At 43.7% G+C, this 14,819-nt stretch carries 12 protein-coding genes, 1 tRNA gene and 1 pseudogene; 3 read left to right on the top strand and 11 right to left on the bottom strand.

Going from position 1 to position 14,819, the window contains the following annotated elements:
* Positions 1-17: 17 nt before the first annotated feature.
* The 8 genes and pseudogenes from ACM9H2_RS01610 to ACM9H2_RS01575 all read right to left on the bottom strand — a co-directional run bounded on the left by ACM9H2_RS01610 (position 18) and on the right by ACM9H2_RS01575 (position 9,174).
* Entirely contained in the window at positions 18-632 is a 615-nt protein-coding gene (locus tag ACM9H2_RS01610; RefSeq protein WP_415487497.1) for a 30S ribosomal protein S7, read from the bottom strand.
* Between the two features lie 2 nt (positions 633-634).
* Positions 635-1,063 carry a 30S ribosomal protein S12 gene (locus tag ACM9H2_RS01605; protein WP_415487495.1) on the bottom strand — a complete coding sequence of 143 codons (429 nt, stop codon included), beginning with the start codon at positions 1,061-1,063 and terminating at the stop codon, positions 635-637.
* Positions 1,064-1,140: 77 nt separating this feature from the next.
* A complete protein-coding gene (locus tag ACM9H2_RS01600; RefSeq protein ID WP_415487654.1) occupies positions 1,141-1,428 on the bottom strand; it encodes a helix-hairpin-helix domain-containing protein in 288 nt (95 codons plus the stop codon).
* Positions 1,426-2,574: pseudogene (rpoA2, locus tag ACM9H2_RS01595) on the bottom strand (DNA-directed RNA polymerase subunit A''); the annotation flags it as partial. The pseudogene rpoA2 and the gene ACM9H2_RS01600, both read right to left, overlap by 3 nt.
* A gap of 2 nt (positions 2,575-2,576) precedes the next feature.
* Positions 2,577-5,498 (bottom strand): DNA-directed RNA polymerase subunit A', encoded by a 2,922-nt coding sequence (locus tag ACM9H2_RS01590; RefSeq protein ID WP_415487493.1) that lies wholly within the window; start codon positions 5,496-5,498, stop codon positions 2,577-2,579.
* 6 nt (positions 5,499-5,504) lie between these two features.
* Positions 5,505-7,328 (bottom strand): DNA-directed RNA polymerase subunit B, encoded by a 1,824-nt coding sequence (gene rpoB, locus ACM9H2_RS01585; RefSeq protein ID WP_415487491.1) that lies wholly within the window; start codon positions 7,326-7,328, stop codon positions 5,505-5,507.
* Positions 7,329-7,330: 2 nt separating this feature from the next.
* A complete protein-coding gene (locus ACM9H2_RS01580; protein ID WP_415487489.1) occupies positions 7,331-8,911 on the bottom strand; it encodes a DNA-directed RNA polymerase subunit B'' in 1,581 nt (526 codons plus the stop codon).
* The gene (locus ACM9H2_RS01575; protein WP_415487487.1) at positions 8,908-9,174 is read right to left on the bottom strand and encodes a DNA-directed RNA polymerase subunit H; all 267 of its coding nucleotides are present in this window, start codon (positions 9,172-9,174) and stop codon (positions 8,908-8,910) included. Before ACM9H2_RS01575 ends, ACM9H2_RS01580 begins: the two co-directional genes overlap by 4 nt.
* A gap of 229 nt (positions 9,175-9,403) precedes the next feature.
* Between ACM9H2_RS01575 and ACM9H2_RS01570 the strand changes: the two genes are divergently transcribed.
* Positions 9,404-9,476 (top strand) — tRNA-Asp (locus ACM9H2_RS01570).
* Between the two features lie 61 nt (positions 9,477-9,537).
* On the opposite strand, the gene ACM9H2_RS01565 is transcribed toward ACM9H2_RS01570, so the two are convergent.
* The gene (locus ACM9H2_RS01565; RefSeq protein ID WP_415487485.1) at positions 9,538-10,839 is read right to left on the bottom strand and encodes a M20 family metallopeptidase; all 1,302 of its coding nucleotides are present in this window, start codon (positions 10,837-10,839) and stop codon (positions 9,538-9,540) included.
* A gap of 94 nt (positions 10,840-10,933) precedes the next feature.
* Between ACM9H2_RS01565 and ACM9H2_RS01560 the strand changes: the two genes are divergently transcribed.
* On the top strand, positions 10,934-11,929 hold the full coding sequence (locus tag ACM9H2_RS01560; RefSeq protein ID WP_415487483.1) for an asparaginase: 996 nt from the start codon (positions 10,934-10,936) through the stop codon (positions 11,927-11,929).
* A gap of 22 nt (positions 11,930-11,951) precedes the next feature.
* Here the strand turns inward: ACM9H2_RS01560 and panD are convergent, their stop codons facing one another.
* Positions 11,952-12,350, bottom strand: coding sequence for an aspartate 1-decarboxylase (panD, locus tag ACM9H2_RS01555; RefSeq protein ID WP_415487481.1), 399 nt, complete (start codon positions 12,348-12,350; stop codon positions 11,952-11,954).
* A gap of 151 nt (positions 12,351-12,501) precedes the next feature.
* On the opposite strand from panD, the gene ACM9H2_RS01550 reads away from it, so the two are divergent.
* The gene (locus ACM9H2_RS01550; protein ID WP_415487479.1) at positions 12,502-13,647 is read left to right on the top strand and encodes a putative manganese transporter; all 1,146 of its coding nucleotides are present in this window, start codon (positions 12,502-12,504) and stop codon (positions 13,645-13,647) included.
* 34 nt (positions 13,648-13,681) lie between these two features.
* On the opposite strand, the gene ACM9H2_RS01545 is transcribed toward ACM9H2_RS01550, so the two are convergent.
* Positions 13,682-14,809: a 2-methylaconitate cis-trans isomerase PrpF family protein gene (locus tag ACM9H2_RS01545; RefSeq protein WP_415487477.1), complete on the bottom strand. Its 1,128-nt coding sequence runs from the start codon at positions 14,807-14,809 to the stop codon at positions 13,682-13,684.
* Between the last annotated feature and the right edge of the window lie 10 nt (positions 14,810-14,819).

The raw sequence follows: 14,819 nt of genomic DNA, 5'->3' as shown, positions 1-14,819 counted from the left end.
ATAGGGATTAACGAAAGTTATCGGGCTGCTGCTGCAACTCTTTCTTTTTCCTCTTTGTGACGAATTGCATAAGTAGATGCATCATATTCCGCAGCTCCAATTAATTGGGTTGCAAGTGCTTGGTGTGCAGAAGTTTTTTTCTTGAAAGATGCAGTTTTAGTCCCTTCAGCGAGGAATTTTATTGCAAGATCTACACGGCGTTGAGGGGAAACGTCGACTGCTTTTGGGACAGAAACACCGCCGTATTTTAAGCGGACAGTTTCTTCACGGGGGGCGGAATTTTCTATGGCACGAACGAAAATTTGAACGGGGTTTTCTTCAGTTTTTTTGTGAATTAAATCGAACGATTCTCTGAGTATTTGTGATGCTTTTTGTTTTTTCCCCGAGTTTTTTCCAGGAGACATGATTCGGTTAACTAGTCGTTCCAAGGAACTGATCTCTGATTTTTGAAATTGTTTTGCAGAGTGTTTTCCGCGGGAGTCGGAATATGGGCGAAGTACAATATATCGTTGCAATCCTACATCCGCGTATTCAATATCTTGAAGACTCCATTTGCCGAATAAATCGGACATTGGGAAAATGGTTATTTCTTCAGTGGGTGAATCGAGGTTTTGAGGTGTTTCTTCATCCATAATTAACGTACTGGTTTCTCCCGGTTTCCTCGAACCATTTCAAGAAGACTCACTCCATTGACTTGTTCTACTTTATAATTCACACCAGAAAGATCCCCCATGGTCCTTCCAGTTGCGCCACCAATCCCAGAGATAAGAACTTCATCGTGCTCGTCGATAAAGGATATGGCCGCATTTCCAGGACAGAATGCAGTTACTTGTTTCCCATTTTTAATTAGTTGGACTCGAACACATTTTCGTATCGCTGAGTTGGGTTGTTTTGCTTCAATTCCCACTTTTTCTAAGACGATTCCTCGGCCTTGGGGTGCTCCATCCAAAGGATCGGATTTTTTACCCAGGCCGCGGGCCCTTCGGGCATATGTGGGATTTGACCATCGCTGTTTCTGGCGGTCTTTCTTTAGTTTTCGTGCTGCGTATTTTCCGTTAGACATTATATTGGGTTGTTTTTCGAGTGTACATATTTAAAGATCTTGCTTTTATGTTTTTATATTGAGTATTATTTTTTGTTTTATTTTAGAAGGGTTTCGATTGTGGATTTGAGTTGATTTGCATAGGAAGTGCTTATGCCAGGAAGGGCACATAGATCGTCCTCTGATGCATTTGACAAAGCCTCCAAGGTAGTAAATCCGGCTTCAGACAAGACCTCTGCTTTTTTCGGGCCAACCCCAGGAAGGTCTGTTAAATTAAACGAAGGTTGTTCAGAATCAGGAGTGACTTCGATTGATTTTGGTTTAGGAGAGGATTTGGGTTTACTTTTCTTTTTGAGGCCAGGGGGTACGTGTTCTCCATAGTCCATACGAAGTGAAACGTCCCCAGTTCCTAGTTTGATTGGTTTCCCTACAATGACATTTTCAGTCACCCCTCTGAGAGAGTCAGTTTCGCCATAAACTGCAGCTTCGATTAAGTGATTTACAGTTACCTCGAATGCAGCCCGTGCGAGGACGGACCCCTTACTTCCAGATACACCATGCCTTCCTATGGATTCAATTGCTCCAGAGTGCGTCATCATATCAGCAACCAACATGAGGTGCCGAACATTCACATCATCGAGTCCTTGTCCGTCTAGAGTTGCTTTTGTTTCGTTGATGATAGCTTCACGAGCAGCTTCGATACCCAAAGTTTGGTTTATTTCATGAATATTGTTCGTAGTGGTTCGGGTGGAATCTACCCCCTCTATTTTAAGAACTTTTTCGAATGCAGAACCTTCCGTGTAAAGAACATACTCACCTTCATCGTCATCGATTGCTTCTTTTCGGAGAACCACACGGTCGATAGATTCGATTCCTTTGAACACTAGATTTCGGAGTGTAGATACCAACTGAAGTAGTTCGCGGAAGGTTGAAGTGGTGGGTGCCACAATTATTTTATGTCCCTTTCTAGTCAAATTAACATCCAATTTATCTTCTATTAGTGCTGCAACTTGATCGGGTTTCATCCCACGGGAAATCAAAGTATTTTTATTGAGCTGGATTTGGAGGTGCATCTCAACAAGATTGGTAGAAATAGTCCCAAGGGCTATTAGAGGAGAGGCCTCAATTTCCCAGACTACAGAATATGCTTTCTCTTGATCGTGTGCATATTCCCCTTCCAAGTAAATTGTCATTGTGGGTGTTTTTGGGTTGCGACGAGCATCGACCAGCTCAATGAGGCGAGGGAGACCCTGAGTGACATCTATTTCTGCAACACCAGCATAGTGGAAAGTGTTCATAGTCATTTGAGTTCCTGGCTCCCCAATACTTTGGGCTGAAACAGTTCCCACGGGTTCAAGAGGTTCGACGCGAGATCGGAGGTAAACCAATTCTACTTCGTCTGCTATAGCTTGTGCTTGTGTTTTTGTAACTTTATCTAACTCTTGAAATGTAGAAATTAGATCTTCTTTGAGACGAACTGGAAGGTCTTTAGAGCTTACGAGTTCTTGGATTGCACTTGTTACTTTTGCCATTATTAATTACCTCCTTTTTGAGAATCTTCATGTTCGGAGAGGCGGGTTGGACCATCTGATCGGACGCTGAAACCAACACCTTCTGATTGAGGAGAAGTAGTTTCAGGATCAAGAACTCGCTGAGCAATTTCTGAAACGTTGATTGAGAAATCGCTGTTATGAGAAACTAGAGTGGGAGAAAGTCCATCTTCACCGAACTCAAATTGAACAATTCTATTGTTGCTGTCACGAATGGTCCCATCATATTGAACTTCGAGTTCAGAGAGTGCGTTGATTAATCGGCGTTGGAGATAACCAGATTTAGAAGTCCTAACTGCAGTGTCTACCAACCCCTCTCGACCACCCATAGCGTGGAAGAAAAATTCAGTTGGGGTGAGACCGGTGGTATAAGAATTTTCAACGAATCCGCGTGCTGGTGCTGTGAGATCATTTCGGGAGAAATGGCTGAGAGTCCTATCTTCGTAACCGCGATTTATTCTTTCTCCGCGAACGGCTTGTTGACCTACTGCTGCAGCCATTTGGGTCAGGTTAAGTAAGGAACCTCGGGCCCCAGATTGGGCCATGATAACGGCAGGGTTTATGTCAGGGAAATTTTCCTCAGCAATGGTTCCTGCGACGTTCCTAGTTTCACCTAAGACCCCCATTATCAATAATTCGAGAGTTTCTAATTCGTTTCGACCAGGAAGTGTTTCTAGATCACCATCGTCATAGGATTGAATTAGGTCCGCTACTTTTTGGTGGGCGTCTAGAATTGTTTCGTTTATTTGCCCTTGTGCAGTTTTTGGAATAGATTCGTCGTCGATTCCAATAGAGAATCCAAAATGCATTATTGCCCTCATTGCCAATCCAGATACTTCGTTTATAAAAATTCTTGCACGGTTTGAGCCGAATTCTTTGAAAATTTTATCGACGATGACACCACCAAATGCACCAATGGCCTTTTCGTCGATCGTTCCGCCTATCAATTGACCACTTTGGATCACAACAGTGTCTCCTACTGAAGAAGAGAACTCTAGATCTAATTGTACAGGTAAAAGTTCAGAAAAAATTGTCCTACCATACCACTTTTCAATCCCATCATCCCCTACGAAATCTGCAGGAGGTAATTCGTCAATGCTAGTGGTTCGAAGTAGATCCAATGCCTGAGTTTCGTTGAAACTAGGATTCTCATGGGTTAATAGGTAGGTCCCAGTGATATGATCTTGGATTGCCCCAATAATATTTTCTCCAAATCGGGGGGAGAGTATTTGTTCTTGTACCCTCATGAGTACACGTGCTTCTGCTCTTGCTTCTTCATTTTGTAATGCGTGAAGATTCATTTCATCCCCATCAAAATCTGCATTATAAGGAGGACAAACGACTGTGTTGAGCCTGAAAGTTTTGTAGGGCATGACTACAACTTCGTGTGCCATTATGGACATCCTGTGGAGGGAAGGTTGTCGGTTGAATAGAACGATATCCCCATCAATCAAATGTCGATTTACAGTCCAGCCAATCTCGATTCGTTCGGCAAGTTCCTTGCAATTTTTCTCAGTTATTTTGAGCCGCCTTCCATCTTCACGAGTGACATAATTTGCGCCGGGATGGATAGCAGGACCATTTGCAACATAGAGTCGTACATGTTCGATATTAGACTCATTTATTATCATGGTCTGTGTCATTTCTACCGCGACACGTTCAGGCACACCTACCTCGTTTAAGGAGAGTGTGGGGTCGGGGCTGATTACAGTGCGTGCGGAAAAGTTGACGCGCTTTCCGGATAAGCTCCCACGGAAACGGCCTTCTTTCCCTTTTAAACGCTGAGAGAGTGTTTTCAAAGGACGTCCAGATCTATGGCGTGCAGGAGGAGTTCCAGAGATTTCATTGTCCATGAAGGTGGTTACGTGATATTGCAGCAATTCCCAAAGGTCTTCGATAATTAATTGAGGGGCCCCAGCTTCTCGATTCTCCATAAAGCGTTGGTTGATACGAATTATATCTACGAGTTTGTGTGTGAGATCGTCTTCGGATCTTTGTCCATTATCCAGAGTTATGGAGGGTCGAGTGGTGACTGGAGGGACTGGAAGAACGGTTAATATCATCCATTCAGGTCTAGAATTAATAGCATCGATTCCCAATAATTCTAAATCATTGTTGGGTATATCTTCGAACCAATCGCGGATTTCAGATGGCATTAATTTATTGGCATCTTTTACTGTGAGATCCACTTTGAGTGCTTTTTGAATTGCAATTCTGTCCTCTTCTAGAGGTCGGAACTCTCCAGAAATTATTTGGTTGATTCGGTCGATAGGTATTTTTGTTATTTCAGATAGCTCTTGAGGCGAAACTCCAGTGGAGGTTTCGTCCTCGGTATCGGGTTGCATTGCACCGAGAATTAGATTAGAATATTCACTCGATAGAACATCCTGTACTTCATAAAAGGTCGTAGGCTTTTCATGTTGAATGTCGTATTGTTGTGCACCGCATTCGGGGTGGGGACAAAAGTCATGTTTCTTTGTCATTCGGACAATATCTTTAGCCACAGTTTCGGGAGAGAGTATCAACCCTTGAGCACGTTTATATCGATCTTTTATACCGATTTTTTCTTCTTCACTCAAGACTATTCTCGAACATTTTCTACATGTTGTTCGGAGGAGTCTTCGGATGAGTTTTGAAAAGCTGACGTGTATAACCGGTGCGGCGAGCTCGATGTGTCCGAAGTGCCCGTTGCAAGACCCTGCTCGTTGCCCACAGGTTCGGCATTCCAGGCCAGGGTCTATAACACCCAGCCGGGGGTCCATAAGCCCCATGTCGATGGGGAATCCATCATCGTCATAAGTATCTGCAGTTATCACTTTGGTTGCAGACATTTCCCGGTATTCTTCAGGGTCCATCAAACCGAAGGTTATTGCCTTAATTTCTTTTGGTGTTTGTATTGTTCTCATAATTGATCAGTAAACCGAATAATCTAGTTTTAATCTGGGTGCGATTCCAAGGGCTTTCATTTCATCTAGAAGTAGCTTAAATGCATAGCTCATTTCCACCTCATGTATATCTGTTTCTTCTCCACAGTTGGGGCAATACACGCGGCGGTATGTTCTGTGTTCTATTGCCACCATACCGCAAGAACCACAAATTGGAATCGACTCACGGTCTGATTCATCTAAGAGGCGCTCTTTTAGTGTCAGCGCTGCGCCATGTCCGATGAGTACATCACGTTCCATCTCTCCAACACGGAGTCCACCTTCACGGGCGCGGCCTTCAGTGGGTTGTCGAGTTAGGACTTGGACTGGCCCACGCGATCGTGAATGTAATTTGTTGCTAACCATGTGGTAGAGTTTGTGGTATAGGATGACTCCAACAAATATATCAGCTTGAATTTTTTCACCAGTGACGCCGGAATGCATCGTTTCCTTTCCAGAAGACATGAATCCATGATCCTCTATTGATTGTCTGAGGCTATCACCATCTTCACCTGTAAACGCTGTGCCATCAACTCTGCGCCCTTCTATAGAGCCTACTTTACCGCCCAACATCTCAAGAACATGTCCAACTGTCATTCGAGAGGGGAGAGCGTGTGGATTTATGACTAGGTCAGGGACGACACCTTCACTAGTGAACGGCATGTCTTCTTGAGGGGCTATGTGACCTAGCACTCCTTTCTGCCCATGTCTAGATGCAAATTTATCACCTAGTTCGGGGATTCGTTGGTCTCTAACACTTACCTTCGTCAATTTAGATCCATCTTCGCCTTCCATTACAGTTACAGTATCAACGATTCCTTTTTCACCAGATCTCATGGTTACACTTGTTTCTCTCCGTTTTTGAGGTGAAAGTCCACCCATGTCACTAGGTTCTTCTAAGAATCGAGGGGGGGATGTTTTCCCCAGCAAAACGTCGTTTTCACTGACGAGTGTTTCTGGTTCGATTATCCCATCTTCTGCCAAATGCATATAAGATTCTTCCCCTCTAGCTCCTCTAATTTCTTGGTCAGGTATCTCGAATCGGTCTTCTTGTCCACCGGGATATCTTCGTTCTGCTCCCTCATAGGTCCTGAAAAAGTGGGATCTTCCCAATGCTCGATCGATGGAACCTTGATTCATAACTAGAGCATCTTCAATGTTGAAGCCCTCATATGACATTACTGCTACAACGAAGTTTTGTGCTGCGGGACGATCGTCGTATCCAATTTGTTGTGATGTTTGAGTAGTTACCAAGGCTAGTTGAGGGTATTGAAGTAAGTGCTGCCTGGTGTCGGGTCTAATTCGATAATTTGCCGCACACATTCCTAGAGATTGTTTCATCATACCAGACCCCATCGTGATTCGAGGAGAGGCGTTGTGTTCAGGATATGGAACCATTCCAGCTCCTATTCCGAAAATTAATTGTGGGTCAATTTCCATATGAGTGGTTTCGGGAGAGATATCCTCTTCATTTAAGGCCACCAATAGATCTTCCTCTTCTTCTGCATCTATGAATTCGATTCGTCCACTACTAGTTAAATCGGAGAAAGTGAGCTCCCCAGAATTGAATAGATCCATTTCTTCACGGGTGATGGTTAATTCGCCATCTTCCACAACTAAAAGGGGACGTCTAGCCCGCCCAGCGTCGGCATTGACTATGACTTCATTTGTTCCAGCATTATAGGAGACATTTACCATGCCACTCATGGAATTGGATCTTCGAAGTTCTCTGATTCGAGATACGAGAACATGTGGTTTTGCATGAGTTCCAATGAGACTACCACTTAGGTACACTTTTGCTTCCCTTACCATGATTAGGATGCCTCCTCGTCAGCGACGGCGTTTGGGTTCAATTCGGCGAATCCGGGTAGACGATTGACACCGAGTGAAAATAGTTCTTGTACGAGTTTTTGGTCGTCGGGAATAGATTGTGAAAGTTCCATTGCCTGTGCAAAATTCTTTACCAAACCACAATTCGGTCCTTCGGGGGTTTCAGAGGGGCAAATTCGACCCCATTGGGTAGCATGAAGATCACGAGCTTCAAAATGTGGTTGGCTGCGAGAGAGTGGACTTCTTAATCGTCGGAGATGAGATAAAACGCCCATGAAATCGGTCCGATCGACTAGTTGAGAAACCCCAGAACGCCCCCCAACCCAATTCCCGGTTGCAAGTGGATGTTCCAATCGTTCTGTAAGAACATCTGATCGAACAACTGTGCTAACAGTGAGATTTCTATTTCGCATATGTGCACGCTCTAGTTGGTACTTCACATCACGGGCGAGTTTGTTTAGAGCAGTTCTAAATAGATCCTGCATCAGATCCCCGGAGACTTTCAAACGTTTGTTTGAGTAATGGTCCTTGTCATCAGGGGCGCGGCGGCCTAATGCGAGTTCAAAACAGGCTTCGGCCATTCTACAGAGATAATACGCTTTGGCAATGCGGGTATCTTCATCGGAAAATCCAGACTGATGTAAGTGAGGAAGTAGATAGCGATCGATGATATATGTTGCGCGTTTTAGTTGGTAATTCCTCCCCTGCCCACTTGCAACGCGACTACCTAATTTCTGAATGGCTTCTTCGTGGGTTTGTACAGTGGCTTCCTCGAGATTTTCTAGCATGAATTTGATGATCTCGGGATCGTCTGATACTCTTTTTACAATTTCCTCATCACTTTCCAATCCAAGTGCACGTACCAACGTAACGAAATTTACAAATCCAGATATGCTAGGGAAATTAACCTCAAGTATACCATCTCGGGAACGTTCGACAAGTACGAGTGCACGGTATCCACGGCGTTGACTAAATGTTTTTGCCACTTGGATTTGGTCACCATATCGGGAATCATATTCCGCTATGATTTTGTTTGGAGAGAGATCTTCAGAAGTCATTAGGACACGTTCGGAACCGTTGACTATGAAATAACCACCGGGGTCTTCAGGGTCCTCTCCAATTTCAATAAGTTCTTCGGGTGTAAAATTGGAAATGTTGCAAACATTAGACCTTAGCATAATAGGCATTCTTCCGATTTTAATTTCGGATTCGTCTAATATTTTAGCATGGTCCCCACGGCCCTGTAGAATGCGCATTTCCATGAATAAAGGGGCAGAATAAGTGAGATTTCGTAGTCGGGCTTCCTGAGGATACAAGAGTTCTTCAGAGCCATCCGCTTCTCGCACGCGAGGAGTAGTCACCCGGATATTCCCTAGTTCGACATAGATAGGAGGAACATCGCCTTTATCTCCAATGTCTGTTTCAATCAATTTTTTTTCAGATACGACATCTTGCATACCTTGTTCGAGGAAGGCATTGAAAGAACGGAAATGATGTTCAGCAAGACGTGATTTTGAGAAATACGATTTGGATAAAGAGCGCCTATCATCGGTGGTGAGTTTCATTCGACCACCATCCTGTAAACGGTCGCCGTGTCAATTGTTCTAGAAACTCTAGTTATTTTGATGATATCTCCAACAGAAACGTTGGGAGGTAATGCGGCATCGGAAATTTTTATTTTTGGGAGATCTGTTAGAGTAACCCGATATTCTGCGAGTAGAGAAAGGGCTTCATCTTCGTCCAAAAGTTCATGTGTGGGTACAAGTTTATGATTAGATCTATCAGACATGGTTGCTTTTAAAGTGGGGGGTGTAGAGACGTTGCTCACGAAAGACTGCGATTTTATTAGAATGGCACCCACTTAAATCTTGTTAAAACAAACGCACAGCTAACTCTACAGACGAGGTGCTTCGATGATTCTCGTCACTGTCACAGTATGAGGACTCAAAGTACAAATAGTTTTTTCTAAATATAGCAAATGTTTTTGCAAAGTTTTAAGTTTAAATGTGGGGTAGCTTGCAGCGCTATTGATTAAAAATCAGATAGTAATACGCAGTGCCCGGATGGTGTAGTGGCCTATCATACGACCCTGTCACGGTCGTGACTCGGGTTCAAATCCCGGTCCGGGCGTTTGGAATTTATGAATTATATTTCAGAAATAAATGAGCGAGGATGCGCCAGGAAATAGAAGTTATTCGGCGACTTGGCAGATTGATAACGCGGTTGATGCATACATTTTTGCCGCCTGTACCAATTCTTCAGGGCTCAAAGATCTTCGGGTGTAGTCAGATCCTTCAGGGCCGGGGCCAGGTCCACACTTGACACAGGGGATTCCATGTTCATGGTAGATAATAACATCGTGCCATCTGCTGTGCTGCTCCCAGTGTAGAGGTATCGGATCCGTTTGATACACAGTTCGATATGAATTTTCTATGTGGTTGGTTAGATCTTCGACAAATGCTGCTTCGGGGGCAGATCCAGTTTGAGATCGGTAAGTGACAACCTCAATTTCAGGATCGAGTCCACGAACGAATGCCCGGAATTCTCGATCTACGTCCTGAGGCAATCGTGCCGGAGAGGTTCGGATATCAACGTACATATTGAGTACTGCTGGTTGGTAATTTGGTTTGGGAGGAGCACCGGCTCGGATAGATCCTACATTAACATTTGGCCTAATTTCTCCACGTGGTTCTCCATCAGTACCAGAATAAGTATAGACATTATCCTTTGTGTATTGTTCACCCCATTCACGTATTGCATCGATTATTGGTAGTGCTTTGTAGATAGGATGCCGTGCATTGTCTATATAGGGTATGTAAGCGGGGTGACCTTTTACAGTTAGTTTGAGGTAAAGAACACCGGGCAAGGACCAGTTTACTAGCATACGTGAGCTCTCCACCACGACTGCATAGTCAGAAGTGACCCCCGAGTTGAGTAATTGTTGAGTACCGATCCCATGTCCTCGATAGCGGGGACCTTGGTATTGATCTATCTCCGCCTTTCCAGTTTCTGCTGCAACGCCTGCAAGAATTAAGTCATTGTTGAGTTCTATACCGGAGTCTTTGATTGCTTTTGCTGCAATCATAAAGGTTGCAACGTTTCCTTTACAATTGGAACTTCCAGCGCCGTAGAGTCGTCCGTCTTCCATATAAGGTACGGGTTGCCAAGATTTATGATTAGACAATTCCCCGTAAACGAGATATTCATCATGAGGGTCAAGTCCACCCTGGCTTGTGTCGAGATGGCCGTTGTACATGAGAGATTTTCCTTCTGCAGGATTTACTCCTGAAATTCTTCCAATCGCATTGTAGCGTTCAGGGCCTATTTCTTGTAGCCTTCCAGACAATCCATTTTCTTTCATCCAATCGGCCATAAACACCCCAACGGGGCCTTCGCCTCCGGGAGGACTTGGTATGGCAATTAATTGTTTTGCTAATGATAATGTATCTTCCTCGTTGATTTGATCGAAGACACGTTGCAGGTTTTCATCCATGTAGAAGATAAGAATACTTAGGATATACAGTTATTGAAAGTTAAGTGGTATGAACAAGCTAACTTTTTAGTCTACGAATGTGGATGTTAACAACATGGTAAATTCATCGTCGAGAGTGCACATCCTCACCACAGGGGGAACCATTCAAAATGATCTGAGTATAGAAGGATATCTCTCAGGAAGTGAGTTACTGGATAGAATTCCGGAGGCAAAAGAAATTGCAGAGGTCACAGTTGAAGACATAGCTAGTGTAGGGAGTCAGTCGATGACTACAGAAATTTGGTATGAGTTAGCCAATAAGATCAACTCATCTGCAGAGGTGGAAGGCGGCCCAGATGGTTTTGTAGTCACAAGTGGATCAAACACATTAGAAGAAACAGCATATTTCTTGAATTTGGTGGTGAAAACAGAGAAACCAGTTGTATTGACCGCATCTCAAAGAAATCATGGGATGATTGGGAATGATGGAGATAGAAATTTGGTTGACGCGGTTAGAGTTGCAAGTGTAGAGGAGTCAAAAAATAGAGGGGTTTTAGTAGTATTAAATGATCAAATTCATTCTGCACGGGAGGTGACCAAAGTAGTTACGAGTCGCCCTGATGCGTGGTCGTCAGGAGACATAGGAGTACTAGGTTTGTGTGATAAATATGGGTATGTCCAATACTACCGAGAAACTCAGAGGGGGCACGCTCCAGATGTGATTTTTGATCTTTCTACATCAAGCTCAGAAACATTTCCAAAAGTTGTAGTAGAATACTCGATAGCCAATGCAGATGGGAGTGGGATTCCCTATGAAATTGAAGCAGGAGCACAGGGGATTGTTTATGCAGGGTTTCCAACGGGTGCTCCCGCAGAACCAAACGGGGGAGGCCAGGCAGAACAATTGCGGCTTGCGGCAGAAATTGTCCCGGTGGTAATGAGCCACAGAGGATCCGATGGATGGCCGTACCGCAGACGTACGGTATTGGAGGGGGGATCGTTTATTTGGGGAGATACACTATCGCCTCAAAAGGCGGCGATACTGCTAGCTCTGAGTCTTACAAAAACATCAGATCCAGAAGAGATACAGAAAATTTTCTTAAAGTATTGAAAATAAGACACAGATAGCTATGCTAGTCGTATGGCGAGATGACCTGACCGGGCGAGATGATCTTATTATTTTCGTCTAAGCGCAAGATGGTTGGGTCGAATAGTCCATATATCCTCGATTGTATCCACGAAGGTAGACCGAGAGCTTCTTGATAGGTGCCATAGGCCATGATAATAACCAAATCATCCACGTTAGACAGATGGGCCGCTGCCCCATTAATACATATTTCTCCTGCTTCTCCTTCAATTGCATAAGACCAAAATCGAGATCCATTAGTTAGATTTACAACTTGAACTTGGTCATACTCAGCAATATTTGCAGCTTGAAGGAGTGATTTGTCGATGGCAATACTACCTTCATAGTCAATGCTAGTGTCAGTTACTGTTGCCCTGTGTATTTTAGATCTCAACCTCGACCTCATTAGATATCAGTTCGTTGTTGGCAGCACTATTTAGGGTTGGTGATACAAATAAATTGAAATCCAAGTGAAATAAATTAAGACTATATGACTTTTAGGTTTAGATGGGTAAAATTCAAAACTTTTATATCTCTGATCCCATATCAGATGTACAATGAGTCAGAGTGGTATGGCTGCGAGTAGCATACTAGAAAATGCAAGTACCGTTCTACGAGAGAGGTATGGTAGGATCGGGCTCACATTATTATTGCTATTTCTGATATCAGGAGGGGCGGATTTTGCATTCCAAACATCTGGTTTGATCCAAGAAGTAACGTTGGCCTCAATAATGGATGCATATTTTCAAGTATCAGTTTTTGTCGCCGTGACACTTTTGATTTTTTTTAGTTTAGAAAAGTATCTCCACATAGACGTTGGGCAAGTGATGCAGAATGGGCAGAAATGGCAGGTTCCAATTGCAACGGTTTTAGGTCTCCTCCCAGGTTGCGGAGGTGCAATAGTTGTCATTACGAGTTTTGCTAGGGGGAAAGTCACATTGGGTGCAATGGTTGGTGCATTGATAGCGACGATGGGAGATGCAGCATTCCTACTTTTGGTTCAAGAGCCCACCACATATGTTAGAGTTATTTTGATATCCGCAGTAGCAGGAATATTGACGGGGTGGGCAGTGGATAAATACCACCCTGGAGAACTCTATACAGTTGCCAAGGTGAGAACTCTAAATGTGATTGGAGAGATCAGAAGAAGAGACATAATATATATCGTTCTTGCGGCCCCAGGGTTGATTTTGGGAATGCTCGGCCTCATGCAAGTGGATGTATACAGTTTTGGGACGCCTGTTTTGGTAGTAGGAATAGGTGGTGTGGTAATATCTATGCTGATATGGAGTGTATCCCCAGTTCAAGCGGTAACACTTTCAGGAGATCACCCAGTTACTCGGACGGCAGAAGAGACTTCGTTTGTGACCATCTGGGTTATCGTTGCATTTCTATTGTATGAATATTCTTACGCATTTTTTGGCCTCGATCTAGCGGTGATGGCGCAAGCAGCATGGTTGTATATCCCATTGCTAGCGGTATTAATTGGATTCATACCAGGATGTGGTCCTCAGATTCTAGTTACTACGTTGTATCTCCAGGGAATTGTTCCATTCTCGGGGTTAATAGGGAATGCAATTGCTAATGATGGGGATGCACTATTTCCTGCAATAGCTCTGACACCAAAAATGGCAATTATTGCTACACTATATAGTGGGATACCGGCCCTAATAATTTCATATTACTTCTTATTTTTCACATAGTTGATGTGTTCGCGGAAAAGGAGGTGGAATGGATCTAATAAAATAGATTTCCTTCCATGATTGTGCGAGAAGTTCTATCGGCCTCAGTATATGTTATTTCATTATTAACGATTCCCACTCCGATACGCATTGTTCCTTTAGGATGTCCAAGAATAATAGAATCCCCACTGTGAGTGGGAGAGAGTGCTTGATTGGGAATTGTCCCCTCTAAAAGAGCAGCAGAAGCCGTGCACATTGCACCAGTGACGGCATAAGCAGGATGTGCCTTTTGCATAGACATAATTCGAGCTATGATATCGTGGCTGCTTGAAGCTATTTCGTCCCCAGAAAGTGTAGTATAATCGCAGGGATTTCCTACAATAGCTACCTTTGGAAATCCAGGACTATGGGAAGTTGCATTTTGGAAGTCATCAACGATTCCAGCACGCTCACATGCGATTGAGCGGATGTGTTCTAACGTAGAAAGTAGATCGGCGTCTCCATTTATTTCTGCAGGGGGGATGGCAGCAGATACACCTAAATCGCTGGCATTAACAAAAACACAAGGGGTAGTTACATCTACAATAGATACCGCAATGTCACCTATAGAATCTACAGAAATGACTTCAGAAGTATGTCCGGTAGGGAGTAATTTGTTTGTCACAGATCCAGAGGGATCTACAAATCGGGATCGTATAGGACTACCATTCCCAGGAACTCCATATACTGTGAAATCGCCCTCATATTGTGGAGATCCATCCGGGGTTGTGGAAAGAGATTGTTCAATAGTAGAGTTGGTATTTTCATTGTATAAGGTTAAATTAGTAGTGTGAGAAGGTATCGTTTTTACCATCCCAGATTCAATTCCAAAAACCCCAACCCCGAAGGTGAGATTTCCACAGTTTCCGCCCCAATCGACTGTGTTGTCATTGACCGAAACTTGCGCGAATTTATAATCAAGGTCAAAATCGTTTTTTTCAGAAGGAGAGACCACCATGGCTTTGCTAGTTGTGGAATGAGACCCTCCAATTCCATCGATTTGCATAGAATCGGGACTTCCAAAAACTCGGAGTAGTACTTGGTCCCAAGTAGACTCGTCTGAAGGTAAGTCGCTGCGTTTAAAATAAACTCCTTTGCTAGTCCCACCGCGAATTATCATTGCAGGGATAGATTTTTGCACCATTCTTGTGGGT

It is taken from the genome of Candidatus Hikarchaeum yamanae (genome assembly GCF_009889665.1).
In the GTDB taxonomy this organism is placed as follows: Archaea; Halobacteriota; Halobacteria; order Halobacteriales; family Hikarchaeaceae; genus Hikarchaeum; species Hikarchaeum yamanae.
The sequence above is the reverse complement of the archived record's forward strand: the minus strand, read 5'-3'. Positions and strand labels throughout refer to the sequence as shown.